Origin of the sequence: Lysobacter sp. 1R34A, assembly GCF_051217035.1 — a bacterium.
In the GTDB taxonomy this organism is placed as follows: Bacteria; Pseudomonadota; Gammaproteobacteria; order Xanthomonadales; family Xanthomonadaceae; genus Lysobacter.
In genome coordinates this window covers 1-1478 of sequence record NZ_JBPKJP010000201.1, presented here as the reverse complement: position 1 = coordinate 1478, position 1478 = coordinate 1, and the positions used below count along the sequence as shown (strand labels likewise).

Annotated in this window: 1 protein-coding gene and 1 pseudogene; both read left to right on the top strand. The window is 69.1% G+C overall.

Features of this window, described 5'->3' with window-relative positions; translation table 11 throughout:
- Positions 1-241 (top strand): annotated as a pseudogene (locus ACSAMQ_RS20505) (hypothetical protein); the annotation flags it as partial.
- A gap of 75 nt (positions 242-316) precedes the next feature.
- A complete protein-coding gene (locus tag ACSAMQ_RS20500; protein WP_435397426.1) occupies positions 317-1276 on the top strand; it encodes a DUF6607 family protein in 960 nt (319 codons plus the stop codon).
- Positions 1277-1478 lie beyond the last annotated feature (202 nt).

The following is a 1478-nucleotide window of genomic DNA, read 5'->3' as shown; positions in this document are numbered from 1 at the left end:
CCGTCGCTGGTGGCGGCGCCTGCGCGGCCGCTGGCGCGCCGAGGTGCTGCGCCTGCACGTGCTGCACGACGAGGCCGGCCATTGCGTCCTGCTTGCCGATGCGGCCGGGCTGTCGCAGCTCGGCCATGCGCACGCGCGCCGCATCGCCGCCGGCGAGGGCGCGCGCCTGCGCCCGCAGGCGCATGTGTGCTGCTGCATGGCCTCGGGCTTGGGCGACGGCGCCCCGCCGCAGTACGCCTGAGCCGGCCGCGTCGCTGCGCTTGTCCGACTCCTTTCATCCGAATCTTCAGCCAACCGAAAATCATCGAGTTCAGCCATGACCCGACGCCTGTACACCGCCAGCCTGCTGGCCCTCACCGTTCTTGCCAGCCCCGCCGTGCCGGCCCTGTCTCCCGTGCCGGCCGCCGAGGCCGCGATCGAACGCGACCGCGCTTCGATCCTGGCGATGAAGGGCGAATACATCGTCGATTTCGCCTTCGACGAGACCGTCCTGCTCAAGCCCGGCTACGAGCGCGCACCGGCGATGCGCAGCGGCGGCAACGAGACCGTCATCGTGGTCGAGGACAGCCCGCGCAAGCTCGTGCTGCAGCACATCCTGGTCGACGCCAAGAGCGGCCACGTGACCAAGCACTGGCGCCAGGACTGGGTGTACGAGGCGCCGCAGCGTTTCGAGTTCAGCGCCGACCAGACCTGGCACGTGCGCAAGATCCCGGCCGAGCTCAATCGCGGGGCCTGGACCCAGTGCGTGTACGAGGTCAGCGACGCGCCGCGCTACTGCGGCACCGGCCGTTGGGACTACCGCAACGGCGTCGCGACCTGGACCAGCGACGCCAGCTGGCGGCCGCTGCCGCGGCGCGAATACACCAAGCGCAGCGACTACAACGCGGTCTCCGCGGTCAATCGCCACACCATCACTCCGAACGGCTGGACCCACGAGCAGTTCAACACCAAAGTGCTGCGCAAGCCCGACGGCAGCCAGGAAGAGCTGGCGCGCGAGTTCGGCTTCAACGATTACCAGAAGACCGGCGAAGTCGACTTCAAGCCGGCGTATACCTATTGGAACGCGACCCAGGGGTATTGGACCAAGGTCCGCGCGCGCTGGGACGCTTTTCTCGGCCGCGCCCCGGGCGTGCAGCTCAAGACCAAGATCGACGGCATGGCGATGATCATTCCTCTGTTCGAGCAAGCGGCCAAGCTCGAGGACGGCAAAAACGTCGCCGACGGCGAGATCGATGCAGTGTTCGCCAAGTGGGTGACCGCGGCGCCCGCCGAGTAAGCGGCGCGCAGGGCGGATACAGGAAAGGCCGGGCTGAGCGCCCGGCCTTTCTGTTTCGTTTTCGTACTCGTTATACGTCTGCGTCGAAGCCGGCCTTCGCCCGGGTCAGTACACCCGGTGCAGGCGCCGGTCGTCCGCGATCGCCCAGGCCGGCGGCGCGGGCGGCGGCGGTGGCGCCTTGGCCTGGGGCGGTGTCGGCGGG

Bases quoted from the DNA above. Each gene is read 5' to 3' on its own strand.
- ACSAMQ_RS20500 (WP_435397426.1), top strand. From the start codon at position 317: ATGACCCGACGCCTGTACACCGCCAGCCTGCTGGCCCTCACCGTTCTT.